Genomic DNA, 26,100 nt, shown 5'->3' on the forward strand with positions numbered 1-26,100 from the left:
AACATCGCAGTAGAAATTACTAATTTGCATACACAGTAGCAAACTAGACTTACAGTTACAAGAAAACCCTGAACTTGTTGATATACTTGGATGTGATTTACACAGGGTTTTGAGGGAACATTAATAAGGAGACAAAACCCTGACCCTTCTTGCTAAGTCCCTGTTCTAGGATGCTGTAATGTCTTTGAGTGAAGCCAATACCAGAGAAAAGTTAATTGATCCAGCGTTACAAAAAGCGGGATGGAACCTGACAAATCCCGATCAGGTGAAGATTGAGATTCCGGTAGATGGCTACGATGCAGCACCTTGGAATGGCGTGACGGACTACTGCTTGTATCAGCCCAATGGGGAAGTTATCGCTGTTGTGGAAGCGAAAAGGCAAAGCCGCGATCCTCAGATAGCACAAGCACAGGTAGAACATTACGTTACGGAAATTGAGAAGCATCAAAGTTTTCGTCCTTTTGCTTTCCTGACAAATGGTGTAGAAGTCTATTTCTGGGATGTGGGTAACTCTGCTAAACGGCAAGTTGCGGGATTTTTCTCGCCAGCAGATTTAGAAAATTTGCTTTACCTCCGCCAGAATAAAATACCCCTGATTGAAGTACCGATTAATAGCCAAATTGCGGGAAGGGCGTATCAGCAAGAGGCGATTCGGCGGGTTTGTGAGGCGTTTGATCAAGGGAAGCGTCGTGCTTTGTTGATTATGGCAACGGGTACGGGGAAGACGCGCACGACAATGGCGATTATTGACTTGTTTCTGAAGGCTAACCAAACCCGTAAAGTCTTGTTTGTCGCCGATCGCGATAATTTGGTAGACCAAGCTTTGACCGATGGTTTTAAGCCGCATATCCCTAATGAACCATGCGATCGCATTTTCACCCACAATATCGACAAGACAAAACGCCTGTACACAGTCACCCTGCATACTTTAGCGCGTTGTTATCAACAATTCACCCCAGCATTTTTTGACCTGATTATTTTTGATGAGGCACATCGGTCAATTTTTAAACGCTTTCAGGAGCCGATGGACTACTTTGATGCCCGAATGATTGGGCTAACGGCTACTCCAGCAACTTTTGTCGATCGCAATACTTTTAACACCTTTCACTGCTTTGATGGTACGCCTACCTTTCTCTATGACTTCACCACAGCAGTTAATGAGAAATATTTAGTCAACTTTAGCCTTTATGGGGCACAAACGAAATTTCAACGCCAGGGAATTCAAGGAGCAAATCTCAGTGAAGAAGACCGCAATGCTTTGATAGAACAAGGTCTTGACCCTGATGAACTGGATTATTCGGGGACAGAGTTAGAGAAAACTGTCAGTAATAGAGATACTTTGCGAAAGCAATGGGAAGAAATATTAGATAAGTGCCATAAAGACGAGTCGGGACAACTACCAGCGAAAACAATTGTATTTGCCCTGACTCAGCCTCATGCCCTACGGCTTTGTGAGGTATTTGAGGAAATGTATCCCCAGTATTCCGATTTGGTGCGGGTAATTACTCATGAAACCGAATACAAGGGAAAGTTGACACGCAAATTCAAAAATGAGGATATGCCTCGGATTGCGATTTCCGTTGATATGCTGGACACCGGGGTAGACGTACCAGAGATTATGAATCTGGTGTTTATGAAGCCAGTACACTCGCAAATAAAACTCTGGCAGATGATTGGGCGGGGAACCCGCAGCCAAGAGGCTTGTAGACGTTTGGAGTTGTTGCCAAATCGTACTAAGCAAGAGTTTTTGATTATCGATTTTTGGGAAAACGAATTTGAGGCGCAGCCACAAGCAGTAGTAGCGCAAACTATTCCTGTACTTCAGCGAATTTTTAATACGCGCTTGGATCTGCTGGAGTTGTATTTGGGTGAGCAAGAGTCACCAGATTGTCAAGCAGTAATTGCGAGTTTGCGATCGCAAATTGCCGAAATCCCCAGCGATGCTTTTACTGTCAAAAAGCAATGGGCAGATATTGAGCCAGCTTGGACAGATTCATTCTGGATATACATCACCCCAGAGAAGTTGAAGTTTCTCCGGTTGAAAGTTGCACCATTATTGCGATTTGTGCCTGGGGTAGATGTCGCAGCAGCAACCTTTACTAGCAAAGTTGAGCGCTTGAAGTTGGAAATTCAGACTGAGGGCGCAAAGCCTGATACATTACAATCCATTGCTGACGATGTAAGCCGCTTACCAGATTTTGTGCATCAAGATAGCCAACGCCAAGCATCAAGTAGGTTGTGCTTGTCTTCTAATTTGAGAACTGCAACAGTAACACAGTTAAATCAGGTAATTGCTACTTTAGCCGATCAGATGAAGAATCGACGGCAACGCCCCAGTGTGTTTTTAGAGTTAGACTTGCCTGATTTTGTGGAAACTCGTGGTTTCATTACTCTGGGTGAGGGTGCTGAACAGGTGTATGTGGAGGAGTACAAAAAACGTGTGGAAGGCAAGATTACAGAAATCGTAGAAAATCACCCCACAGTTGCAGCAATTCGCCAAGGGGAAGCAGTGACAGATTGGCAATTAGTAGAGTTAGAACGGACTTTGCGGCAAGGTTTGGGGGGTGGTAATACCCAGCTTTCGGAGTCGAATATTCGCAAGGCTTACGGGTTGAAGGTGGGGAGTTTATTGGCGTTTCTGCGATATCTTCTAGAACTGGATGCGATTCCTGATTATGAGGAGGTAGTGAAGCGTCAGTTTGAGGAATATATAGCTCAACATCAATACAATGCGACTCAGATTAATTTTTTGCGGGCTGTGCAAAGTGTATTTTTGCAGCAGCGCAGGTTAGAGGTTGCTGATTTATATGAGGGTGCTTTGGCGAGGTTTGGGAGAAATGCGGTAGAACGATTGTTTTCTGAGGATGAGGTAGATAAACTGTTAGGTTTTACAGAAAATTTAGCGGCTTAAAAAGCTAACCATAATTAGTTTATAGAGGGTTAATTATTATGATAAATATATCTGTTGAACAGCGAGCAATAAGTATTCCTGATTCGTTAACTCCAGTAGCATTAAGCAAAAGAACTAAATTTCGAGAGCAAGTACTGGAAGAAATTGATAAACAAATTTCAATTAATCGTTACAAAAAGATTTTCTCTATCACAATTAATGAGTTTACTTTGAGAAGAATTATAGAGAAATATTCTGAACAAGCTGTATATAGACCTATTGACGATATGCGGTATTATTTTCAATATGCAAAAAGAGCTTTTATTGAACCAGGCTATCCTCCTTTGTTCTACCCAGCAGTTGTAGATAGAAAACGTGCTGCCAATATTAGTGCTGTTTCTGCTATAGGTGAAGGTGTATCTGGACTAGTCTTACAAAAGATATATGGCTGTAGAAAATTAGTAAGACCATATAGAGATGGTGTAGATATAGTTATGACCAATGGTAAAGAAACTTATTTAGTAGAAGCAAAAGGCTCTGCTAGTCATAAAGAAGATGATTTACTAAATAAGTTAGATAATGAATACTTGGTGGAAATGGTTCGCGAAACTTTAAGTTCTGCTGGAATAGATAAAAGACGACTCAAAGGTTTTTTAATAGGTGTATATCTTAATAATGAATTAAATTATAATTCCTATATTACAGAAATAAATATTATATAGTTAAAAATCTAACTATATAACCTTATGAATTGAAGTACCAATTAACATAAAACATATGATTAATCAAAAAATGGGTAATCTTAAAATATATAAACAAACGAAGGTTATCATTGATGAAATATGTAATAAAGAACGATTATCCAGATTAAAAGATGAGAAATTAGATGTAGATGTATTGACTGCTATCACAGAAATAGTCTCGATTTGTATGCGAGATATTGCTAAAGAAAACGAGCATTTTATTAGTGAGAATAAATTTGTAGAACAGGCAGTTGCTAAGGCAAAAATAATATTTAGAGATAAGTTATTCAATGATGGATATGAAAATTATTACCAAATCATAGAGAAATATCTAAATATAGCCAAAAGAAACTTAACAAGAAAACCTCCAAGTAGTAACAAATCTAGTTTTGCAAAAAGTATTTTAGATATAAAAAATCAAGAAATACCAGGAGAACTAGATAACTTAAAAACTGATAATCAAAAAGAAAATGTCTATAATGATTTAGTTGATATATTATTAAATTCACCAATAGCGAAAAGTAAAAATACAGAATTCAAAGAACTCAAGTTGATTAAAATAGGTTTTAACAATTATATAGAAGGCTTATTGATATATCCGGAATTACAAGATTTGGAAGAATATACACTGAATCTTAAATATTTGCCCGATCAATTTGAAGTAGAGATAAGTGATAATTTTCCGATTGAAATATATCATGAAGATTATCTTTACATACTTGATGATGATGGCTCAATATTTGTAAACGTTGAAAATTACAACAGTGATAATTTTTTTCAGGCAGGACGATTACTTATAGAATTAGCAATGTCCCTATATAATCAAACTGAAACATAGAGTATGCTCACCGACCCCGATTTAAAATCAAAAGTTGACCTACTTTGGGATAAGCTATGGACTGGTGGCTTATCCAACCCTATGGATGCGATCGAGCAGTTCTCTTTCTTGCTCTTCCTGAAGCGGTTGGATGAGACTGAGGATAATCGGGAACGTCAAGCTAAACGGCGAAACCAGGAATATGTCGCTCTTGTCCCCCTAGAAATGCGGTGGCGAGAATGGACAAAAATGACCGCTGACAAGGCATTAAATCATGTAAAAAATAAGGTTTTCCCCTGGCTGAAAGAAATGGGTAACCCTGAAAATCAGGAAGAAACCAATGAAATGGATAATCCTGAAACTCAGGAAGAACCTAATGAAATTAAAAATTCCTTCAGTCAGTATATGCAAACTGCGGAATTTAAAATTAATAAGCCCAATTTATTAATTGAAGCCTGCAAAGCCATTGATGAGATGAAAATCTCGGAACAGAATCAGGATGTGCAGGGGGATTTGTATGAGTATTTATTATCAAAGCTGAGTATTGCCGGGAGAAATGGACAGTTCAGGACACCCCGCCATATTATCCAGATGATGGTGGAAATGTTGGAGCCTAAACCCACTGATAGAATTGGCGATTTAGCTGCGGGTACTTGTGGGTTTCCTGTCAATGCCTATCAATATATTTTGGAAAAACACACCAGTCCAGAAATATTGTATGACGACAAAGGGCAAAAGCACCTAGTTGGGGATATGCTCTCTCCTGAAGAGGCGGAGTTTCTGCAAACTCAAGCTTTGACTGCATACGATAATGATTCTGGGATGACGATGTTACGCATCGGTTCCATGAATTTGATGCTGCATGGTATTGAGCATCCCCGCTTCTTTTATATGGATACACTGTCTAAATCTTTTAATGATGAAAAAACTCTAGATTTAGTATTGATGAATCCGCCTTTTAAGGGAGCAGTCGATCCTGGTGATGCTCATCCCACTCTGGCGGGTAAAAGCAAAAAATCAGAATTGCTATTTCTGCACCTAATTCTGCGCGTCTTAGATATGGGTGGTAGATGTGCGGTAATTGTCCCGGATGGGGTGCTGTTTGGTTCCAGTAAGGCGCACGTCGAGATTCGCAAAAAGATTATAGAAGAAAATCGCCTTGATGGGGTGGTATCAATGCCTAGCGGGGTGTTTAAACCTTATGCGGGTGTGTCTACAGCCGTGCTGCTGTTTACTCGTGGGGGAACGACCGATCGCATTTGGTTCTACGATATGGAGCATGATGGCTTTTCTCTGGATGATAAGCGCCAACCTGTAGCTGAGAACGATATTCCTGATATTCTTAATTGTTGGCGGAATCGGTTTAATGCTGATTTCACTAAGCAAAGGGAGGAGCGTTTAGCCGAGTTGAAAGAGCAAATTGCACCTTTGAAGGCGGAACGGTTACGACTGCACAAGGAAATTAACCGCCTGACTTTTGAAAATGCGATTGCACCCGCCGATGATGAGGAAACCCGTCTGGCGTTGGAAGCGGATAGGCAAAAACTGGCACAACTTCATGAGCAAATGTCACCTTTGCAAGCAGAGATTAATCAATTAAATCGTCAGTTTTGGGTGAGTAAGGCGCAGGTGAAGGGAAATAAATATGATTTGTCAGCAAGTCGTTATCGTCAAATTGAGCAGGATGAGGCGTTTTATGATTCGCCACAAGTGACGCTGGACAGGTTGTTGAAGTTAGAGGAAGTGATGGTGGGAGAAGTGCAAGAATTGATGAGTTATGTAGAAGTAAAGTAATTTTTTAATAAAATGACAATTTTTGAGAAGCAGCTACCTGTTGGTTGGCAATGGGTCAAATTGGAGGAAGTCGCTGATAAATCTCATTATGCACTTTCTAGTGGGCCTTTCGGTTCAAATTTAACATCAGCAGATTACCAAAGTGCAGGAGTGCCTATATTAAGAGGCTTAAATGTATCCAGCGGTCAACTAACCTTACAAGATTTAAAGTTCGTAAGTCACGCAAAAGCTCAAGAATTGATTCGTAGTGCAGTTAAACCCGGTGATGTAGTTGTTGTAGCAGTAGGTTCTTCAGGTCTTGCTTGTCTAGTTCCTGAATCTTTACCCTACGCAATCATGTCTCAAAACTTCAATAAAATTACGCCAGATTTAACCAAAGTAGATTCTAAATATTTAGAAATTTGTATAAATAGTGAAATTGTACAAAAACAATTACAACAAGAGATTACTGATAGCGTTAGAACATTTCTTAGCCTTACAAAATTAAAAAATGTAGAAATACCACTGCCTCCCTTAGCAGAACAAAAGCGGATTGTAGCAGTCTTGGAAAAATGCGATCGCCTGCGCCGCACCCGCCGCTATGCCCTACAACTCAGCGACACGTTCTTGCAATCCGTCTTCTTGGAAACATTTGGTGATCCTTTTGTGAATCCAATGGGTTGGGAAATAACGCAACTTGGCAACCTCTTGGAATTTCCGTCACAGAATGGCTTATATGTGCCAAAAGACAACTATGAAAATAATAAATCTATAGCAGGAATTGAAATGGTTCATATGTCTGACTTGTTCTATGGAATAGTCAGCACTGGAAATTTAAAACGTGTCAATATATGTCAGAAAGATATTAAAAAATATTCAATTGATGAAAATGATTTACTTGTGGCAAGACGGTCTTTAGTCTACGAAGGTGCTGCTAAACCCTGTCGTGTTCCGCAACTAAAAGAACCTTTAGTTTTTGAATCATCTATAATTCGTCTTAGAGTAAATCAATCAAAGCTTTTACCTGTATATATATATTACTATTTATCAAATGAAAGAGTGCGCCTTGCTCACGTTCTCAAATATGTAACAGAATCAACAATATCTGGAATAAACCAAAGTGGACTCAATAGTGTTGAAGTGATAAATCCGCCTCTTTCCCTCCAAGAAAAATTCGCCCAAATCGTCCAGAAATTTGAACGCTTCCGCACCCAACAAAGAGAAGCCGAACGCCAAGCAGAACACTTATTTCAAACCCTGCTGCATCGTGCCTTTCGTGGTGAACTTACATCTTCTGACTTCGATGATGAAGCAGTATCAGCCTTATCCCAGGAGATAGACGTAAAACAGGCAAAACCAAAATCTACAGGTGACATTGCTGAATATCTTCATACCAAAGTCAGTCAACAAGAAACAGAAGCAGTTCAGCTAACCTTGCCAGGATTGGAATAGATAGGGGAATGAAGTGCGATCATAATTTATCCGTCTGCGAACAAATAGCGATCCCATTTTCAGCAAGCTTGATAATTCCTGAACAGGGCTACTAGTACATCTTTCCGATTAACTGCAAAAATTCCCTAACCACTTCGTCTGCTTGTTCCTCACGCCTTATCACGTTTTGCAAAGTCAATGGAAGCAATACATTGGCGAAACCTCCACTATCTCCTACTTTTCTTGATAAAGAGTGATTTTTATCACAAATTAGCAACTATATTTTCGTAGCTTAGAAAGTCAAAACAATAAAAGTACTGTTCTGGTTGTAATTTGTATTTCCAACAAAGCCAACATACGTCAAAATATGATTGCCTTAATCACTTGCCATTTGGCAATCAGGATGGCTATGGGTATTGCTCCAATAATTCCAACTCAGAGACACTGGGATGTATTGAATTCATATCTACAACCCTTAAAAGATTATCCAATGGAACTCGAAGAGTTTCTGAGACATTGGGATGTGTCACGAGAAGAACTGGCTTTTATCTGTGACTGCTCGCTAACAACGGTTAATCACTGGTTTTCCCAAGGCATTGACAAGAGGATACCAAGTGAGAAACATAAACAGCGCCTTGCATTAGCACATCACATCTGGACAGCAATCCAAACTGAACCAGAATACCTGCAAAAGCTGCGGGATGTTTATCATCAAAAGCAGCGTAGAAATCCTCATAAATAAATCACTTGCCAAATGGCAAGTTTTTATTGCCATTTGGCAAGGCAAAACTTTAATATCATTTATCAGAATTATTGTTGAGTTCTAGGGTTGATGGTCAATTTGCAACCAAAAAGATTACTATGCCCGATGTGTTTTCTCAAATACCGCCAGTAGCAATGCCAGAGGTTATTCCCAGGGAATTACCCCAGCAGAGATTCCAACTAGGTGAATGGGTGCGCTGGTTTCAAGTACCCAACGGCGACTTTGGTCGCGTCATTGGAGTTATTTACACTCACGAAGCCAGTTCTATCGCTACTGGCTTACACTACTTAGTTCTTTTAGATGAACGCAGTCCCTCCCGTGAAGTTTGCTGTTGCGACTTCGCCTTTGAGGAAGATATCGAACCCCTAGACTCCTTATCCTTGGAACAGCTTAGGGGCAATCATGTCTGAGGCTGAAAAATCCCAGGAATTGCTAGAACTCCACAACCAAATGTTCATGTCTCCCCAAGACTTTAGTTACCGTTGGGGATTAGGTTATGAAGAACTAGCCAAAATTTGCGCCATCTCAAAATCCACCACCTATCACTGGTTAGGTGGACAAGCCAGTCGCCGTACTGCCGGATTACCATACCAGAGAATTATGGCTGTGGCTGATTTTTTACTTGCCAATGCCGAGGTAATTCAACCGCTATTGGAGAGGTGGCATCATTCTCAACCCCCAAATTAATCGCCCAGTTTTTGCAAATTGACAAAACTTTTGTTCATCTGCTTGACCCTGGTAAAAAGCAGGTAGTAGGGTGCTTGTTATCGTCACCAGCTACCAACTGTTCCATGAACCGAGCCACTCAGGACTCTTACTATCTGCCCTCTAGTATTGAAATTACAGATAACCATGTCCTGATTTATCGCATGGCAATACCCCTGACAAATGCCATCAGCTACCTCAAACAATTTCCGCAATCAGAATATGAAGAGATTTGTATCGATGCTTTGGAATTGGGATTTCTGTGCTTGCAAACCACTCAAGCTCGCCATAGCAACGAATTAGTCAAGCAGCAGATGGAATTATTATTGGCAGAATTTCAGCAAGCTGTCAAAGTGATTGCTGAGTCTTTTGGGCAAGAGTTAGTCAATCAAATTGGCACAAATGATGGTCAATTACTCGCCCCACTGCAAAACCAAATCAATTACACTGCTGCCATTCTCACAGAAAAACTCAACAACGTCAGCATCTTGCTAACACAGGATATCGACCCTGCTAAGGAAACTTCTGTTGTCGGTCGCTTTCTTCAAACCTTACGTAATTTGTTAGATGCCAAACGCTCCGATTCAATTCAAGGTGCATTCAAAGCCGCATTGGCAAATGTCACCAAAGAGAACGGTACTTTGGCGGTAGCGGTGAAAAATGTGGTGGGTGAATCTATCAAACCCCTGGCTGAACAAGTAGAAAAACTGACTAGAGAAATTCGTGACCAACAGGTAGCACAACAGACACTTCAACAGACAACAGCAAAAGGCATTAGCTATGAACAGTTAGTTGTGACTGAATTGCAAACTTGGTCAAAGTCTAATGGAATCGAGGTAGAGCATATCGGTAACGATAACGATACAGGCGATATTCTTGTGAGGTTCACGAGCAAATCCCTAGCGGCGATAGAACTGTCGATTGTGATTGAAGCGAGAAACAGACCATCCAAGCCATTTGGTCGCCAAGCAATTGCTCAACACTTACAGCAGGCTATGCTGCGGCGTTCTGCAAATGCAGCAATTTTCTTGAGTTATTCCCGTGATGGATTAGCCCAAGAAATTGGCGACTGGGCGGAGGGCGTTACAGAAGGTGGTTACTGGATTGCTACAACACAGTCATTTTTGATTATTGCGATTCGGTTTCTAGTCATTCAACAACGAGTCAATCAATTGCGTACTAGTCAATCAAAAATAGATGTGACTGCTGTTGAACAACAGCTTGAGCAAATTCGCACAGCTTTGGGACGCATCCGAACTATCAAAAAGTCCTTAGCAGAAGTTGCTAAGAGTATGACTACGATTAGAACTGAGGTAGATGCTTTGAACACAGATATTCAATCGGCGCTAAAATCCATTGAGCAAACACTGAGTATAAAATAAACTTACTCCATCTTGATGTACTGCAATATTACACTACTCTTCTTAAAAAAATATCAATTGTAAATTAATCAAATGCTTGTATGATAAGCCTTTTCTTGTAATAGAACGATTGCCGTAATAACGAAAGCTATTGCATTGCTATAGACATTTAATTATTCTTAACAAAAAAAATCGGCTTATTTCCCTCACTTGTCATAAAGACTAAAGGAATTGAAATATGCTTTTTTGATTGAACAATGATTTTCAATCATAACACCTTCAATAACAATCAGAATGGTCAATACCAGTTAAAACAAGGCTTACTAATCATTTCTATGAAAATTAGAGGCTATATTAGAGGCTATATTAAGTGTATCATTTACCCTTTTAGATAATACACATAAAAATTGGTAGTATTTATTTTAACTTTTTTTTAAAAGTTCGCGGTAAAAATACTAATTTACAAGCACAAACTATTAGTTCTAAGTTGTTTTTAGTTCATAAATTCGAGAGGTATTATGGTACGTAAATCTTTTTTTTCTAAACCAAAGCCTGAGATAATAGAAACTTCTTTAATGGAGATTTGCATCATTGATAATAATGGGAATTATGTACGTCCTTGGCTCACAACAGCTATGAGTCCTGACTCTGGTCGTATCATGTGGTGTCGTTTAAGTTTAGAGCGACCAGGTCAGCATTTCAATTCTGCACCAACAATTGGCGGATAGAATTCGCAATCATAAAAAGCAGTTCTGCTGAATGGATTAATCTCAGCCTATTAATGAAAGCTTGATTTGTATAATCCCAGACTCTTAGCCAGGGGAGATTTTGCTGACAAAGTTTGTGCAAGAGAACTGAAACAAAAGTAACACCTATTTAAATATTATTCATCAAAATGGTAAATAAGACTCGTAAAAGAAACCGTAAGAATGTTAATAAGCGTGTCGATGAAGGCTGTGGTCAAGGTAGAGGAATTGATTACAAACCAGCAATTCATATAAGTGATTTCTCCTCTAAAGGTTCTGCTTTACAAAGTGTAGGTTGGAAAACTCGTCGAGAACATCATTTACTCAGCCAAATTGAAAGTGACTATTTCTACTTACTAGAATGGTCGCCTATTGTCATAGATATCCGAGAGCAGTTTCCTTTAGATATTGAACAAACTTTGGTGATTGCTGAACAGTGTGGTTTCAAGCACCCAGTAAATCCTGACACTGGAGAACCTAACGTGATGACAACGGACTTTGTTATTACTATTCCTGGAACTCCGGATATGGGAGTTATTGATCAAGCTAGGACTGTCAAACCTTCAGATAAATTGCAGGAAAAACGGACTTTAGAAAAGTTAGAGATTGAACGTCGTTACTGGGAAGCTAAAAATATTACTTGGGGTATAGTAACTGAGCGAGAAATTCCAAAAATTTTAGTAAAAAATCTAGGATTATTACATGACTGCTTCTTTATAGAAGACCTTTCACCCCTTTCAGAAATATTGATTAGCCAAATTGCAACTCGACTTACTAAAGATGTAGTTGAAGAAAAAGCTTCACTATTAGATTTAACATCTGATTGTGATTACCGACTTGGCTTAGAACCTGGTAATAGCATTAGAGTTGTTCGCTATCTCATTGCTAATCGCAAATGGCTAATTGATATGAATGAACTAATCGAAACTCAATTCAGACATAAACTGAAGTTTTTAGTTCCTCCTAATCTTGACTGTGAGAAAGCGAGGAATTCTTGATGAATCTGTATGATAATATGCTCATTGAAATGCATGATGATTGTGGAAATATTTTACACATTATCAGATTGCTGTGCATTGATTCATCTAGCAATCATGTATTTACCATTGATATTAATCATAACAAAGCTTTTCCTGTTTTACAAAAAATTCAAGAAATTGAATCTGCATTATTAGAAGAAAAAGCTTTTATTTTAAATAATGATCCATACGCATATCTATTCCGCTCTGAAGATTTAATTCCTGAAAGCCACCGTCATTTTAGAGATAACGCATGGAACAAAATATCTTTAATTATTCAAAGTGGATATTTAGCTTACTTACCTTCTGAACGGGGTTTATTAGTAAAGAAAGCAATAGACTTGACAGGAAGTAATAAGCCAACAATTTATCAGCTCTTACGATGGTACTGGCAAAGAGGACAAAAACTAAATGCACTTTTGCCTAACTATGATAATTGTGGCGGAAAAGGTAAAAGGCGGAGTAGCAGTAAAAAATTAGGAGCACCTAGTAAGGGAACTAAATTAAAAGGTAAAGCCAGTGGTATTAATGTAAATGAGCAAATAGAGTTAATTATTGTTAAATCTGCTGAAAAATATCATGAAAAGGAAAAATTAACTCTCAAAGATGCTTATCAGAAGATGTGTGAGAATAATTTCTCTTTAAAAATAAAAGATAAAGATGGAAATGAAATTCCTCTTCTTTTACCTGAAGAACAATGTCCTTCATTTAGACAATTTTGCTACTGGTATCATAAATACCGCGACCTTGAAAAATCACTTATATACCGTGAAGGTGAAAAAAAATTCAACCTCCGTTACCGAGAGGTACTTGGTGATTCAAGCGAGATAGCTCCTTTTCCGGGTGCGCTTTGGCAAATTGACTCTACCATAGCTGATATTTATTTAGTTAGTTCTTTAGATAGAAGTCGCATAATTGGACGACCTGTCCTCTATTTAGTTGTAGATACATTCTCCAGGATGATTGTAGGATTTAGCGTCTCCCTTGAGGGGCCGAGTTGGCTAGGAGCTTCTTTAGCTCTCGAAAATGCTACTACAGATAAAGTAAAGTTTTGTCAGGAATTTGGTATTCAAATTACAACAGAAGACTGGCCTTGTCATCATCTTTGTAAAGAACTTAAAACAGACCGTGGTAGCGAATACTTAAGTGATAATTCTAAGGCAGCACTTAAAACTCTCAATATAGAAATATCACCCACACCACCATATAGACCAGACTGGAAGCCTATTGTAGAAAGGCTATTCCGCTTAATTAATGATGAGGTCATTCACTGGCAACCTGGGGCAGTTTACAAACCCAAGGAAAGAGGTAATAGAGATTATCGGTTAGATGCTGTTTATACTCTCGACGAGCTTCGGATAATAATAATCCGCCTTATTCTTGACTACAACAATTACTCCTGCTTGGACAATTACCCGACCACAAAACACATGATTCAAGATCATGTACAGCTTACTCCATGTGAATTGTGGGAGTGGGGAATTCGTAATTATGGTCGCCCTCGTATGGAAACGCCTGAAATTATTCGTTTAAATCTTTTACATAGGGCAAATGCTAGTGTTACTCGCCGTGGTATTTGTTTTCGAGTTCCGGGGCTTAATTTACATGATCGCCTGCGCTACACCTGTGAGTCTGCAAACAGAGAACATTGGTTTATTAAGGCAGGTTTAAAAGGTAATTGGAACGTTCCGATAGCTTATGATCCTCGAAAGCCGCAAGTAATTTACTTACTTCTTGATGGTGGCAAAAGAATGGAAGTTTGTGAACTGTTGCCAGCTAGCAAAACTTTTTCAGACAACAGCCTGGAAGAAATTATGGATCACTTGGCAGAACAAGAGTTTGCTAATCAGGAAACTAAACATAAGCAAAGACAAGCAAAGGCTAGTCTGAATGCTCATTTAGACCAATCTAAAAAAGTTGCGCAAAAGAAAGCTAAGAAAGCTCGAGAAGGTAAAAGTAAAAAATATCTAACTCAAGGAATACGAGCTAATAAACAATCTGAAAAATATGACGAACGAGAAAAAAATGCTCGCGACTTAAGAACTCAACAGGATGATATAGCAATAAATTCGACTGTTTTGGCAATTGATAGTCATCATCCAGAAGATAATAAAAGCTATATACCAATACCCCAAGAAACTGAAATGTTAAATAAAATTATTGAGGAGCTTTGGGAAAATGAATAATTTTGAAAATTATGAGCCTCCAATTATATTACTCAGAGGTCAAGAAATTAATGCAATCTATCGCGATCCGGAAATTCCTAAGTATCGTTATAATCCATTAATTGAAGCTTTACCACAAATTATGACAAAATCAGAGGCGGTAAAGAGTCTGGCATATTTTCCTCAATACAGCCAAGATATAAGAAATGAGCCAAATCATTTGCGCTCTCATTATATTCAAGATACTTTAGAATTCTTTATACCTCTGGGTATCCACATTGATTTAGAACAGAGAATTTCGCGCATTATTAGGATAGGGTATTTAGCACGAAATCCTATACTACCAGGATTTTGGAGAAATATTAAGCATTCAATCGATTCAATTGAGCCTAATAGGTTTATACCGAGACATCACCGCTCAACAGCAAAGAGTATGGTCATCATCGGCGTTAGCGGTATTGGTAAAACTACAGCAATAGAAGAAAATTTATTGCTTTATCCACAAATTATTAATCACAATAATTATCTTGGTAGAAATTTTACTTTAAGACAAATAGTCTGGTTGAAGCTTGATTGTCCTCACGATGGTTCAATTAAAGGTCTTTGCAAAATGTTTTTCCTAGCGGTTGATGACCTTTTAGGAACGAATTACTGCGAAAGGTATGCTAATGGACGACAGCAAACTGTAGATGACATGATTCTTAATATTGCACGCATAGCATCAATCCAATCTTTAGGATTACTTGTAATCGACGAAGTTCAAAACCTTAGTCGTCTTAAAAGCGGTGGTTCTCAAAAAATGCTCAGTTTTTTTGTACAACTAATTAATACAATTGGCTTACCTGTGATTTTAGTAGGAACCTATAAAGCTTGGTCAGTTTTAAACAGTGAATTTCGTCAAATTCGTCGAGGCACAGGTCAGGGTGACTTGGTTTGGGACTCCATGAAGGAAGATGATACTTGGCAAGTTTTTGTTAAAGCACTGTGGCGATATCAATACGTGAAAAAACCTTGCCCACTCACTCCAGAATTGAGCCATGTCCTTTATTACGAATCTCAAGGTATTACTGACTTTGCTGCTAAACTTTATATGCTAGCACAAGTGCGGGCAATTTCAACTGGTAGAGAGATAATTACACCTTCAATTATTCAGTCAGTTGCCAAAGATTCTCTTCGTACGGCTAGACAAGTTTTAAATGCTTTGAAAGAGAAAAATACTGATAATAGGCTAAGATTACTCATGGATTGTGATGATGTTACGCCAATTGATATTGAACCATTTCTCGAAGAAATAGCAGATTCAGAAAATAGAATCATATACAATCATGTTGATGATAATCAACCGGAAATAGGTATCGATGTAAATCAAAATCAGCAATTTGAGCAGGTAAAAGAAATATCTGAATTAAATAATTTAGAAATCAATAAAGAGCAAAATGATATTGACCATATATCCAATATCAAAAAAGGTAAAAATCCCAAGACAATTAATAAAAAAATAAATTGTCAATATACTCTAACAGAAATGATTGAAAAGAAAGCTTCCCAAGGCATATCAGCATATGAAGCTTTGAAGCAAACAGGTTATATAAAATCTCCGACTGAATACAAATTATAGGAAATAGTACAATGATTGGATGGTTCCCAGATCCTTATTCCGATGAACTATTTTATAGTATGTTTGCAAGGTACTTTGACCGGATGAGTTATCCAAATGCATCACATACATCTAAAGAACTTTTTGGCAGAATGCTTAGTTCTATAAAGGTATATATGGCAAACAATTTAGATTATTTGATTCAAGTTTTACCACCTGGAAATTGTTATACAGCAGACTTGTTAATTGATTTACATACATTATTGCCATTCTGTAGTCCTTTCTATGCACCTTACTTAATCAAAAAGATTAGGGAAGAAATTAAAAATGATTATACAAAATTTACTTTTTACAAACCAAGAATAACACATCATAATTATCTCAGATTTTGTCCTGAATGTTTCATAGAAGATAAACAACAATTTGGTGAATCCTACTGGCATCGATTACATCAATTACCAGGCGTAGAAATTTGCCATATTCACGGAGTTATTTTGGCAACCAGTCAAGTTGCAACTTTTTATTCTAATCAATTATTAATATTGGCAGATAAAGCTAAAGTTACGGATATAAAACACTCTCCAAAATTATCAGATCACAATTATAAAATATTCATAAATCTTGCCAAAAATGCAGATTGGCTATTAAAACAAAGTAATCTAATTTCCTTTGGAGATTCTATGAGAAAACGTTGTCTGAATTTGGTTTTTTCTAAATATAAAAGCTTGGATTTTAAAAATAAAGTTTTCTTACAGAAATTTCTGAATGATTTTATAGATTTCTACTCTCCTGAAATTTTAGAAGCTCTTCATTGTGAATTACCAGATAAATCAATAAATTGTTGGCTTATAGATATATTTATTTTTGATGGTAAAATAAACAATCCTTTATATTACTTGTTATTAATTACATTTTTAGGATACACATCTGAAAATTTCTTCAAGCTTCCTGTTGAAGATAAAGATATTAGTAATTATGTATTACCAGTAAAAAAAATTAAAGTTAAATATAGTAATTATTGGGAATTCGCATTGAAGAATCTTTGGAACAATCAATTAATGAATATTTCAGAAATTGCGCAGGAACTTGGCGTTAATGAGGATACCATTAATCGCCAAGCTACTTATTTAAATTTACATTGTAAAACTTAATTACATAAATCTAGTTAATTCAATGCTTGGCTTTTTTCCTACACCATACCCAGATGAGTTGTTATATAGTATTTGCGCCCGCTATCAAGAGCAAATGAACGACTCTAGCCAAACTGCAACTGTACTAGATTTATTTAAAACAAAAAATGCGATTGCCATCTTTGACTTACCAAGCAAATTACAAAGGCTGATTAATAATTTACCACCAGGACATGCTTACACCGTTGATCAATTAATAGATAATCACACTCTATTGCCTTTTTACAGCCCTTTCCTCCCATTAGACAGACTTAAACTGATTCGGCAAGAGATGTCTGGGAATAACGGCTCCAAAATTCATACACGCTTGGGAATTGTCGCTGGGTTTATTGAAATGCCTTCTTACTTGCGCTTTTGTCCAGTGTGTATGGAAAAGGATCAGAAGCAGTTTGGTGAGTGCTATTGGCATCGTCTCCATCAATTACCAGGTGTGGAGGTTTGTCCAACTCATGGAATTTTTTTAGAAGAAAGTAACGTACTTACTCACAATCGCAAACGCATATCTGAATTCGTTTCCTTAGAACAGAAAATTCAGGCGGTATCTCCTCGACCAGTAGACCCCTCCAATAACACACACACAGTTTTGTTGAGGATCGCTAGGGATATAGAGTGGCTTCTGAATGATTGCCGTTTTGTTCCTGGCTTAGAAGCCTTATATCAAAAATATTTCTCTATTGTAAAAAATAACCGAGAATTAGTGACTTATACAGGTAGGATTCGTGTTCAAGAATTATTGAGAATCTTTAAAAACTACTACCCTGCCATAATTATCAACTCGCTTCAATGCCCCCTAAATGAGAAAAGCCGCGATCACTGGTTGGCTAAATTAGTACGCTACCCTCAAATGGTTCATCACCCTTTACGGCATCTGCTATTCATTCAATTTTTGGGATACACAGCACAAGAATTTTTGCAGTTGCAACAGACGCATAAACCCTTTGGAAATGCTCCCTGGCCATGCCTTAATCCTGTTTGTAAACACTTCAAAAAACTACATATAAGGGAATATGAAATTACAGATAATCATAAAAACTCTCAACTAACTGCTACATTTGCTTGTAACTGTGGTTTTGTTTATTACAGAACAGCTTCCGATAAGCCATTAGATGATCAGTTTCGATTCTCGAAAATCAAGGTTTACGGTTCTGTTTGGGAAGAGTCGTTAAAACAATTTTGGGTAGATCCTTCAATTACTCTCAAAGACATCAGCCAAAGTCTCGGAGTTACCGTCAAAACAGTACTTCGCCAAGCAAATAGGTTAAATTTAACCTTGCCTCGACCTAATATTATGGCAAAAATGAATGAGGTATATCCCTCACTTAAGACTTCTATAATTTCACCTATTCTTACCCCAATACATAATTCAGAATACCACCGTCAGCAATGGTTGGATATAATGGCTGCAAATCCTGGTGTAGGAAGAACAAAATTACGAAGCAAGATACCAGCAGTTTATAGTCATCTATATAAATATGACAGAGAGTGGCTAAAACAGCATTTGCCTCCACTACAATCAAACAATGGTAGCCCTATCGTGGATTGGTATAGGCGAGATTTGGAAACAATGGCAGCTGTCAAGATGGCGGCACAGCAATTGAAAGAAGATGATGAACGTCCTACGTGGATTACTAAAACAGCGATCGCTAATTGTTTAGAACATCCTACAAGTTCCTGGGTTAAAAAACACCTCTCACAACTACCGTTGACAGCAAGATTATTAGCTGAACTGGTCGAAACAAAAGAAGAGTTTGCAGTGAGAAGGGTTATGTGGGCGGCAAATATGTTTTGTAAGGAAAATGTCTATCCCAAAAGATGGCAACTTGTGTATCGTGCCAGTCTAGATCCACAAACAAGAGAGTTGCCATTAATTCAGAATGCTATTAACTCTGCTTTAGAGTCTTGCGCTAATTTACTTTATCTTCAACAAAAAAGTTAACCATGAAGTCTAATTGAGTATCTTCAGTAGGTCAAAATATTTAAGTGATCCTGATTCTTGAATAAGTAAAGTGAAGCGATCGCTTTTTTAGCTTAGGCAGGGCTATGTTGTGTGCAATGTGCGATCGCTTTATGGAGAAATACCAAAGTCGGATCTGCGATGGACAATCGAAGCGATCACTTTCGGAGATTTCAGGGCGTGAGCGCGTTTTCGTATTGTTGAAAAATTCAAAATTTTTACTAATTCCAATTATGATCTAAGGTATTTGCGATTCGAGATAAAATTTAATCTACGAATTAACTTATCAAATAGCTAATTTTTGCTACTATATTTTACTTAATAAATTATTATTATTATTGTATTTAATGTTTTATTGTAAGTTTGCAAATAGCTGATCGCAAAAATATCTACGATACAAATCAGACGAAGGCATAATTTTATTTCCTTGGAATTTCACCAAGCCCATACTGTGGAGTTGGAACGCTGCTGTTGTTCCTACATCGACAGGCTCATCTGCTATTACAACTTCTTTAAGTGCTTCTAGCAATTGGACATCTGTTTGTAAATTTAATAGGTGTCGGCGTAGATGGTCACTATAGGGGCTGGCTTCTTTGAGTGCGATTTGTTCGAGTTGGTTCAAAGTTATCCTCTCGCGTGCAATTTCATAAAGTGCCACTCTCACTAAGTAAGGATGTCCACCCACCAACATCATTAACTTTTGTACCTGCGAATTAGACCAACTTAATCCATGACGCTGCACTAAATCTTGGACTTGTTGTTGATTGAATTCTGGTAACCCTACAGGTAAACCAACATTAAAAGGTGATTGATTGATATTTAGAGGAATGTACACTTCCTTAGAATGCACAATTACTACCCTGAGTTTTTTCCACACTGATTCATTTTTAGCACGCTCATGCCAAAAACGCAGCAACCCGAAAAAATCTGATACTATTTGGGGATGTTTAAAAATTGCATCCACTTCATCTAAACCCAAGGCGAGGGGACGATCAATTTTCACTAACAAATATCTCTGGAAGTAATTTGTACACTTAGTCTTACTCCCTAAAACACCTTTCCAATAGTCACTTATCTTCTCTGGAAGATTTAGGTTATCACTAATAATGGCACATAACCACTGTAAAAATAGATCCAAATCGCCCAAAAATTCTGTACCTGCTGACTGGAAGTTGATAGACGTAGCTTGACAGTCGTGTTTTCTGGCATGGTCAAGAATACGTGACATTAATGAACTTTTACCCATTTGTCCGGGTGCTTTAATCCGTATAAAAGCACCAGATTGCAGAATTGTTTGGTAACAATCTGTTTCCATCGGTGGACGCTCAACATAGTAAGCTGAATCTAAAGGAACTTGCCCCTCTGGATTTTCTAAAACAACTGCTTTTCTGGGCAGCAATTTAGGAATTAATAATTCTACCCCTGCAACTTCTAGATTTTCCCCTTTGTTAGTCACTTGACTGAACTCATTGACCGCTTTTGCTTGATTTCCGCAGACCAAGCTAGCCATTCCACGAGCATAAGTCATCAGAGGTGCAAATCCTGCTAAGGGTTCTGCAAAAGTTTCTAGCATAGATGCTATACGAACCCACTCTGCTTTCTCTTCTAAGTTCAATTTTTTCAGAGTTAATGCTAATTCACGCGCAGCTTCATTTGGTTGTGTATATGCTAATGCTGTCCATCGTTGAGCTTGAGCAAAATCGCGTATATCAGGATCGTGACTATCAATCTGTTCTCGTACATAAGTAAGCAAAAAATCAGACAACTCATTAATCCGCTTTTCACCAAAGCGAGAATTTGATTTCAATTCTCTTAACAGTAAATCTCTTACTGTTGTCTTCATTTCATAGAGTTCATAGCCGACTTCATCACATAGGCCAGAAAGCAGCAGATCCGCCACAGCTAGCCAGGGGATATTCAACAATTCACCATGAATATCTTGTTGAAAATTTGCCCACAGATGGTAGAGTAAATCGGGAGTCAGAGCCAAGGGAAAAGCAGCATGATAAGCCAGATAAAGATGTGCTTCTCCGAAACGTTGACCAAAAGATTTAATTCGACGGCTAGCAACTTCTGGCTTCATGCTTTCTACCCTTGTAATACTCCCAGTTAAATGGATGACTTACCCTACCTTAATTGTGCATGGCTTCCCCGCCCTCGCAACACATCGATCGCTCGATCAAACCCCTGACGGCTCACTTCAAACATCGGTACTAAATTGGCAATTTCTCCGGCTGTTGTACCAAACCAGCGTTCTGTTGACATTGGATTGAGCCAAGCAATATAACGAACTCGCTGTTTCAATTGATCTAAAAACTTTTGGGTTAATTCCAACCGTTCCAGACTGAAACCGCCTCGTGCAGCTCCCCCATCACTAAAAATTAAGACAGCAGAACGCTCTGGACGTAGTTGAGTCAGAAAATCAGTGACAGTTTCAGCTTGCTGGCGTGTCTGGTCATGGTAAAGATAATTAGTAGGACAGTTATGAAAGTAGTAAATACTAGCTTTGCCCAAGCGTCCACCTCTTAAGGCTGTCTCCGCTAAACGCTGAGATAAAGCATGAAAGGGAACCATTGATCCTTTGTGGTCAATCAGCAATGATAGTTCAGTTTTATTAATTCGACTGGGAACTACGACAGGTTCTATCAATATCCCCAGTCGTCCAACTTGCTCAATAGTTGCTTCTATATCTAATTCTGTCAGTAAACCTTGGCGGACAAAACGGCGTAGATGTCGCCAGCTTTGTTTCATCTGTCGCCGCGTCACGGGAAAATATTCATCAGTTTGGCTGAAGCGATTTACAGCAATTTCTTCAGCATTTTGAGTGGTAATTTGTACTGCTCCCGCCACTTGGATTTCATCTTCTACCTGCATCAGTTCTGATGAGGTGGTTGTACTATTCAATGGTTCAGGTAATTGCTGATCTACACTTTCTAACTTTGAGACTGTGGGATTATCAGAAACAGTAGTTTGATTCCTTGTCTCTTCGTTAACAACAGCAGGCTTGACATCAAGTTGGTTTTTCATTACCTGCTGGAAATGATATTTAAACAGATGTTCTTCATCTGGAGACTTCACCCACAAGGTGCAGCACATTTCTGCCAAGGCTTCTTGATCGGCCGTCCCAAAGCCTTGCTGTAAAGCTTTCAAAACCAGACAGTATTCATCAATACCTAAAGGTAAGCCTGCCTCCCGTAGTCGTGTAAATAATTCCAGCAGTGGTAGTTCTTCTTGGGGAGCTTTCATAATTTAAGCTTCTGTGTTTGATATTGATTGCTCACCATAACGGCGGTAATCATCCCAACTCTTCAGCAACACCCCAGGATACAAAAGTTCTGTTTTCAATTTAGTTAAAATTTCATCATCTGGATGATCCTTAAGAATCCGCACCCAATCCATGAGTTCACTAGTGCTGACCTTTTTACCAGCTTCACCTTTGTCTCGCCGCATCTGTTCCCGTAGTTCCAAAAAGCGATCAATAATTGCGTTCACTACTTCCACTTGTGAAAACGCAAAGTGAGCTTTGACGATTTCTACTAATTGCTGACGCTCAGGAAATTTAACGTAATGAAATAAACAACGACGCAAGAAAGCATCCGGTAAGTCTTTTTCATCATTACTAGTAATGAAAACAATTGGTGTTTCCTGAGCCTGAATTTTTTTAATAGGGCTGTTTTGTTTTACTTCTGTAACTTCAAATCTTTTCTCATCAAGCTCTAGCAGCAAGTCATTAGGAAAATCAATGTCAGCCTTATCTATTTCATCAATCAACAACACAGTTTTTTGCTCGTTGTCAAAGGCGCGTCCTAAAGGCCCCCATTCTACGTAAGCATCAGCATCTTTTGCTTTGGCTGTGGCTTCTTCATCGATTTTAGCAGCAGCCAGTTGAGCATCCCGCAACCTGCCAACAGCATCATAAGTATACAGACCATCTTTGGCTCGACTGGTAGATTTTATATACCAAGCTTCATAAGGTAAACCCAATTCGTAAGCTACAGCACGAGCTAATTTAGTCTTACCACAACCCGGTTCTCCTTTCAGTAGCAAAGGACGTTCGAGAGCGATCGCTAAATTGACAGCCTCTACTAGTTTCTGACTTGGTAGGTAAGGATACAATATTTGCCCTGTCTGTGGATCTTTCTCTCCTGGTTGGGGTTGCTTCTTACCTGTGTATTTCAGATTCTTTCTATCTAAAGTTCTAGCCACCGGGTTTCTTCCTCCTCCCACTTACAGCCACACAAACTAAAAATTTGGGCAAACACACGCTCTGGAACGCCTTCACTCTTCTCCAAAATTACCTGCACTGTATAGTCAATTTTTTTAGTGATCTGGATTGGTAGTACATCAATTGCATTTTCCATCCAGTTCGTTAAAACTCGCTCACATAAAGGGTCAATCATCGGTAAGCGAATGGGAGTATGGGGTTTCCAAGCTGAATCGATCTCGTCTACAAACTCCAGATTCCAAGTGCTGACACAACCATCTTGATCAACTAAAAACATGAGTAGAAAAAATTCATGGCTGGGGTCAATTATCTGGGATGAGTCTACCAGGGGCAACCAGAAATCCCGCATTAATTCATGTACGTAGGTGTCATCAATACAGTCCAGATCGTGAAACACCAGGATAATATGTTGAGTTTTCAATTGAGCCACAACATTTCGGGCAATTTCCTGTTCTGATGAGTAATCTTTTACACCCATGTGACGACCTAGCTCTCTCCATAAGGCTTGAATATCAGTCCTCAATACCCTACGTGAAAGGTGAAACTGAATCATGGGATTGGCTGTACTGTCAGGAATTCCCTGCAACAGTCGTTTCAGTAGCCAGATTTGACCATGTTCTGGCTCTCCATGAACCAGGAAAGCTCCTATGCGTTTCTGGGCAATAACTTCTCGAAAGAAGCGTACCTGTGCTGTGTAATTGAGACGAAACAACTCACCGTGGATGCGCTCACTCTCAAAAGATTTCTCAATCTTCTCAATTTGCGTGAGCAGGCGATCGCGTTCTGCTTCATTTTGCTCAATTTCCTTCTTTAGCTGAAAAGCGATTGAAGTCCCTGCTTGAATTGCAGCATCTTTCCGTAAGCTTTCAATCTTCTGGCTCAGGAGATCATACTGTAGTTGAAGTTCTTTCAGTTTTTGCTGTAAGTGCCGAACTGATGACATCTGTGAGGTTTAATTTAATACCCAACTATTGAGTAATTACTATTTATTATTACAATCTATTTTCTAAATCTTCGATTTTTTGACTAATTTGAGTTCGCTCAGTTTGAGTCTTTTCAATTTCCTTCTCTAACTGAAACTTCACAGACGTACTGGATTCAATGGTGAAATCTCGCCGCAGGCGACTTAATTTTTCACTTAATAAATCGTACTGTTGCTGAAGGTCATCAATTTCCTGTAAGGTTCGTCTTTGTTTAGCAGTTAAACTAGCTGAGGACAAATTTTTTGGAGGAGGTGAGGGTGTATGCTCCACCTGATTGGATGTTGATCGGCAATATATAACAGGAGTCAAGTGTTCTGGAATGCCTTGTAATCTGATTTCAACACAACCAAACTTATAAGCTTGATCTATTGTTCGTCCTGCTGCTAAAGCTTTATAAAAACCAACAGCAAAAGCGATCGCAGCTTTATCTCCTATGGCTTGACTCATGCCAATAACATAGGGAATATAATCTGCAATAGCTTTGGCTTGAACTTCGGAATAGCAAGCATTCAAGACTACACAGTTAATTTGGTCAGCTACCAGTTCAAAGAGTGCTGCTAGAGCCTCAGGCTGTACAGGTTGCAGTTTTCCAAGTAAATCTTCAAAGCAAAGCTCACCTGTATTACTTCCATGTCCAGAAAAATGTACAATCTGCGGATCAACATCGAATATAGCTTGGCTGATATCCCCTGGGTGTACAGATTCACGGGACTCGAGAATGAATCTATTTCGCTCTTTTGCGAGTTGCAATTTCTCACGAATATCTCGTAACTCTTGACCCAAGCGCAATCGCGCAGCATCACTGGGATCTGCGGCTAAAAATAAAATTTTGACTGTACCATTACTATGCATTTAGATGAGCAATTTAGAGCGCTGCTTTGTATCAAATTAATTTTCACATACGCCATAGCTAAAATCATCACAGAACAAAGTGAAGCGATCGCCTTTATTATGATAGACCGAATGAGCATTTATACCTGTGTGACAGTAAAAAACTTTATTGTTTGCAATCCAGAGCGTCTGATGTACCAGTTCTCGTCTAGTAAAGAACTTTAGGAAAATATAGACTACCTTATAACAAGGCTTTCAGCCTTTGGCAGTAAAGAACTTTATTGTTTACTTACATGAGGGTGAAGCTATACCAGAGATAGGGGCTAGGGGTTAGGGGCTAGGGGTTAGGGAGATGTGGTTCGACTTCGCTCACCAACCGGGAGATGAGGAAGTGTGGGGAGTTTTCTTACCCATGCCCAATGCCCAATGACAAATGACCAATGACCAATGACCAATAACCACGATACACTGGGGTAAATTTCTTGAGGAAGAGTTAATGGCAAAGCCAAACGCAGTTAAAAGTGAAACTTCTGCACAGGAATTACCTGAGGTTTCAGACAATGAAGATGGGGCGACAGTTACAGATTCTTCTGCACTAGTGGAAGAAGATACTCAGAATATTGATGAGATTGTCAACTCACTCAAAAGCTTACTGAGTGCTTTAGAAAAGCTGCAAAAAGTACGGCAGGAAGTGGGTGACATCAAACCTTTGATTGGGCGGATGCTGGATGGAGAACTGGTTACGGGTGAAGATCTAGAGCAACTGAAGGTAGGTGTGAACGGTCTAACTCGCCTTGTTCGTGCTTATAGCGATCATCAAACAGCTTTGACTAAAGCACAACCTGCAAGAAAACTTTTAGATCAAATGTTGAAGGAGGGTAAAGCCGATTAAAATTTTCGGCTAGAT

22 protein-coding genes are annotated in these 26,100 nt (G+C 38.7%); 17 read left to right on the top strand and 5 right to left on the bottom strand.

Annotated features, from left to right (window positions below):
- The first annotated feature begins 178 nt into the window (after positions 1-178).
- The 15 genes from AACU32_RS33600 (at position 179) to AACU32_RS33670 (ending at position 19,136) form a co-directional block, all read left to right on the top strand.
- Complete coding sequence (locus tag AACU32_RS33600; protein ID WP_096606360.1) at positions 179-2,911, top strand: type I restriction endonuclease subunit R; 2,733 nt, start codon at positions 179-181, stop codon at positions 2,909-2,911.
- Positions 2,912-2,949: 38 nt separating this feature from the next.
- Complete coding sequence (locus AACU32_RS33605) at positions 2,950-3,612, top strand: hypothetical protein (RefSeq protein ID WP_096606362.1); 663 nt, start codon at positions 2,950-2,952, stop codon at positions 3,610-3,612.
- 55 nt (positions 3,613-3,667) lie between these two features.
- Positions 3,668-4,471 (top strand): hypothetical protein, encoded by an 804-nt coding sequence (locus AACU32_RS33610; RefSeq protein ID WP_096606364.1) that lies wholly within the window; start codon positions 3,668-3,670, stop codon positions 4,469-4,471.
- A 3-nt stretch (positions 4,472-4,474) separates the two neighbouring features.
- Positions 4,475-6,244 carry an HsdM family class I SAM-dependent methyltransferase gene (locus tag AACU32_RS33615; RefSeq protein ID WP_096606366.1) on the top strand — a complete coding sequence of 590 codons (1,770 nt, stop codon included), beginning with the start codon at positions 4,475-4,477 and terminating at the stop codon, positions 6,242-6,244.
- A 12-nt stretch (positions 6,245-6,256) separates the two neighbouring features.
- The gene (locus AACU32_RS33620) at positions 6,257-7,675 is read left to right on the top strand and encodes a restriction endonuclease subunit S (RefSeq protein ID WP_096606368.1); all 1,419 of its coding nucleotides are present in this window, start codon (positions 6,257-6,259) and stop codon (positions 7,673-7,675) included.
- A 469-nt stretch (positions 7,676-8,144) separates the two neighbouring features.
- Positions 8,145-8,396: a hypothetical protein gene (locus AACU32_RS33625; protein WP_096608290.1), complete on the top strand. Its 252-nt coding sequence runs from the start codon at positions 8,145-8,147 to the stop codon at positions 8,394-8,396.
- A gap of 74 nt (positions 8,397-8,470) precedes the next feature.
- Entirely contained in the window at positions 8,471-8,827 is a 357-nt protein-coding gene (locus tag AACU32_RS33630) for a hypothetical protein (protein WP_339378499.1), read from the top strand.
- On the top strand, positions 8,820-9,104 hold the full coding sequence (locus AACU32_RS33635; RefSeq protein ID WP_096606370.1) for a hypothetical protein: 285 nt from the start codon (positions 8,820-8,822) through the stop codon (positions 9,102-9,104). The genes AACU32_RS33630 and AACU32_RS33635 overlap by 8 nt, the downstream gene beginning before the upstream one ends.
- Complete coding sequence (locus AACU32_RS33640) at positions 9,077-10,504, top strand: hypothetical protein (RefSeq protein WP_339378500.1); 1,428 nt, start codon at positions 9,077-9,079, stop codon at positions 10,502-10,504. The genes AACU32_RS33635 and AACU32_RS33640 overlap by 28 nt, the downstream gene beginning before the upstream one ends.
- Positions 10,505-11,001: 497 nt before the next feature.
- Entirely contained in the window at positions 11,002-11,211 is a 210-nt protein-coding gene (locus AACU32_RS33645) for a hypothetical protein (protein ID WP_339378501.1), read from the top strand.
- 167 nt (positions 11,212-11,378) lie between these two features.
- Positions 11,379-12,227 carry a TnsA endonuclease N-terminal domain-containing protein gene (locus AACU32_RS33650; protein ID WP_339378502.1) on the top strand — a complete coding sequence of 283 codons (849 nt, stop codon included), beginning with the start codon at positions 11,379-11,381 and terminating at the stop codon, positions 12,225-12,227.
- The gene (locus AACU32_RS33655) at positions 12,227-14,434 is read left to right on the top strand and encodes an integrase catalytic domain-containing protein (protein ID WP_096606374.1); all 2,208 of its coding nucleotides are present in this window, start codon (positions 12,227-12,229) and stop codon (positions 14,432-14,434) included. Before AACU32_RS33650 ends, AACU32_RS33655 begins: the two co-directional genes overlap by 1 nt.
- Complete coding sequence (locus tag AACU32_RS33660; protein WP_339378503.1) at positions 14,427-16,031, top strand: ATP-binding protein; 1,605 nt, start codon at positions 14,427-14,429, stop codon at positions 16,029-16,031. The genes AACU32_RS33655 and AACU32_RS33660 overlap by 8 nt, the downstream gene beginning before the upstream one ends.
- An 11-nt stretch (positions 16,032-16,042) precedes the next feature.
- On the top strand, positions 16,043-17,161 hold the full coding sequence (locus AACU32_RS33665; protein ID WP_096606378.1) for a TnsD family Tn7-like transposition protein: 1,119 nt from the start codon (positions 16,043-16,045) through the stop codon (positions 17,159-17,161).
- Between the two features lie 22 nt (positions 17,162-17,183).
- Positions 17,184-19,136 (top strand): TnsD family Tn7-like transposition protein, encoded by a 1,953-nt coding sequence (locus AACU32_RS33670; RefSeq protein ID WP_096606380.1) that lies wholly within the window; start codon positions 17,184-17,186, stop codon positions 19,134-19,136.
- Positions 19,137-19,506: 370 nt separating this feature from the next.
- Here the strand turns inward: AACU32_RS33670 and AACU32_RS33675 are convergent, their stop codons facing one another.
- Genes AACU32_RS33675 through AACU32_RS33695 form a run of 5 tightly spaced genes read right to left on the bottom strand, consistent with a single transcriptional unit; the run spans position 19,507 to position 25,214 of the window.
- A complete protein-coding gene (locus AACU32_RS33675; RefSeq protein WP_339378504.1) occupies positions 19,507-21,237 on the bottom strand; it encodes an AAA-like domain-containing protein in 1,731 nt (576 codons plus the stop codon).
- Between the two features lie 44 nt (positions 21,238-21,281).
- Positions 21,282-22,400, bottom strand: a complete 1,119-nt coding sequence (locus AACU32_RS33680) for a hypothetical protein (RefSeq protein WP_096606382.1) — start codon at positions 22,398-22,400, stop codon at positions 21,282-21,284.
- A gap of 3 nt (positions 22,401-22,403) precedes the next feature.
- Positions 22,404-23,360, bottom strand: coding sequence for an AAA family ATPase (locus AACU32_RS33685; protein ID WP_096606384.1), 957 nt, complete (start codon positions 23,358-23,360; stop codon positions 22,404-22,406).
- Complete coding sequence (locus AACU32_RS33690) at positions 23,345-24,322, bottom strand: hypothetical protein (RefSeq protein WP_096606386.1); 978 nt, start codon at positions 24,320-24,322, stop codon at positions 23,345-23,347. The genes AACU32_RS33685 and AACU32_RS33690 overlap by 16 nt, the downstream gene beginning before the upstream one ends.
- A gap of 49 nt (positions 24,323-24,371) precedes the next feature.
- On the bottom strand, positions 24,372-25,214 hold the full coding sequence (locus AACU32_RS33695) for a CHAT domain-containing protein (protein ID WP_096606388.1): 843 nt from the start codon (positions 25,212-25,214) through the stop codon (positions 24,372-24,374).
- Here AACU32_RS33695 and AACU32_RS33700 point away from each other — a divergent pair.
- Both AACU32_RS33700 and AACU32_RS33705 read left to right on the top strand, forming a co-directional pair.
- A complete protein-coding gene (locus AACU32_RS33700; protein ID WP_096606390.1) occupies positions 25,209-25,418 on the top strand; it encodes a hypothetical protein in 210 nt (69 codons plus the stop codon). The two genes, AACU32_RS33695 and AACU32_RS33700, sit on opposite strands and share 6 nt — an antisense overlap.
- A 271-nt stretch (positions 25,419-25,689) precedes the next feature.
- Positions 25,690-26,085 carry a hypothetical protein gene (locus AACU32_RS33705; protein WP_096606392.1) on the top strand — a complete coding sequence of 132 codons (396 nt, stop codon included), beginning with the start codon at positions 25,690-25,692 and terminating at the stop codon, positions 26,083-26,085.
- Positions 26,086-26,100: the final 15 nt, after the last annotated feature.

It is taken from the genome of Calothrix sp. NIES-2100, assembly GCF_963875285.1.
Classification (GTDB): domain Bacteria; phylum Cyanobacteriota; class Cyanobacteriia; order Cyanobacteriales; family Nostocaceae; genus Aulosira.

Bases quoted from the DNA above. Each gene is read 5' to 3' on its own strand.
- AACU32_RS33680 (WP_096606382.1), bottom strand. From the start codon at position 22,400: ATGAAAGCTCCCCAAGAAGAACTACCACTGCTGGAATTATTTACACGA.
- AACU32_RS33600 (WP_096606360.1), top strand. From the start codon at position 179: ATGTCTTTGAGTGAAGCCAATACCAGAGAAAAGTTAATTGATCCAGCG.
- AACU32_RS33625 (WP_096608290.1), top strand. From the start codon at position 8,145: ATGGAACTCGAAGAGTTTCTGAGACATTGGGATGTGTCACGAGAAGAA.
- AACU32_RS33645 (WP_339378501.1), top strand. From the start codon at position 11,002: ATGGTACGTAAATCTTTTTTTTCTAAACCAAAGCCTGAGATAATAGAA.
- AACU32_RS33635 (WP_096606370.1), top strand. From the start codon at position 8,820: ATGTCTGAGGCTGAAAAATCCCAGGAATTGCTAGAACTCCACAACCAA.
- AACU32_RS33700 (WP_096606390.1), top strand. From the start codon at position 25,209: ATGCATTTAGATGAGCAATTTAGAGCGCTGCTTTGTATCAAATTAATT.
- AACU32_RS33705 (WP_096606392.1), top strand. From the start codon at position 25,690: ATGGCAAAGCCAAACGCAGTTAAAAGTGAAACTTCTGCACAGGAATTA.
- AACU32_RS33605 (WP_096606362.1), top strand. From the start codon at position 2,950: ATGATAAATATATCTGTTGAACAGCGAGCAATAAGTATTCCTGATTCG.
- AACU32_RS33615 (WP_096606366.1), top strand. From the start codon at position 4,475: ATGCTCACCGACCCCGATTTAAAATCAAAAGTTGACCTACTTTGGGAT.
- AACU32_RS33665 (WP_096606378.1), top strand. From the start codon at position 16,043: ATGATTGGATGGTTCCCAGATCCTTATTCCGATGAACTATTTTATAGT.
- AACU32_RS33690 (WP_096606386.1), bottom strand. From the start codon at position 24,322: ATGTCATCAGTTCGGCACTTACAGCAAAAACTGAAAGAACTTCAACTA.
- AACU32_RS33650 (WP_339378502.1), top strand. From the start codon at position 11,379: ATGGTAAATAAGACTCGTAAAAGAAACCGTAAGAATGTTAATAAGCGT.
- AACU32_RS33620 (WP_096606368.1), top strand. From the start codon at position 6,257: ATGACAATTTTTGAGAAGCAGCTACCTGTTGGTTGGCAATGGGTCAAA.
- AACU32_RS33670 (WP_096606380.1), top strand. From the start codon at position 17,184: ATGCTTGGCTTTTTTCCTACACCATACCCAGATGAGTTGTTATATAGT.
- AACU32_RS33675 (WP_339378504.1), bottom strand. From the start codon at position 21,237: ATGAAGCCAGAAGTTGCTAGCCGTCGAATTAAATCTTTTGGTCAACGT.
- AACU32_RS33695 (WP_096606388.1), bottom strand. From the start codon at position 25,214: ATGCATAGTAATGGTACAGTCAAAATTTTATTTTTAGCCGCAGATCCC.
- AACU32_RS33610 (WP_096606364.1), top strand. From the start codon at position 3,668: ATGATTAATCAAAAAATGGGTAATCTTAAAATATATAAACAAACGAAG.
- AACU32_RS33660 (WP_339378503.1), top strand. From the start codon at position 14,427: ATGAATAATTTTGAAAATTATGAGCCTCCAATTATATTACTCAGAGGT.
- AACU32_RS33655 (WP_096606374.1), top strand. From the start codon at position 12,227: ATGAATCTGTATGATAATATGCTCATTGAAATGCATGATGATTGTGGA.